The 268-nt window shown below is 72.8% G+C and carries 1 pseudogene; it reads right to left on the reverse strand.

The features are described from left to right. Positions 1 to 268 (reverse strand): annotated as a pseudogene (locus KVT44_RS56150) (PadR family transcriptional regulator); the annotation flags it as partial.

Here is a 268-nt window from a genome sequence, read left to right on the forward strand (position 1 = left end):
GATGTGGCCGAGCTGTCCGGGGCCGTCCTCGGGGGTGTAGTACCCGGTGACGGACTTGCGCCCCTCCTCGATGGCGCGCACCCGCCCCTGGAGGAGTTCGAGGGTCTCCGCACGGCGGAGGTCGACCATGAAGCCGAGCGCGGCCGAGAGGACGCCCGGTTTCTGGTCGTACGCGGTCAGCGACCGGCGCAGCAGCGTGAAGTACTCCTCGGCGCCCTGGTCCGTGATCCCGTACTCGGTGCGCGGCGGGCCGCCCGCCGTGGACGGG

This window comes from Streptomyces sp. GbtcB7 (assembly GCF_019091445.1).
GTDB classification, from domain to species: domain Bacteria; phylum Actinomycetota; class Actinomycetes; order Streptomycetales; family Streptomycetaceae; genus Streptomyces; species Streptomyces mirabilis.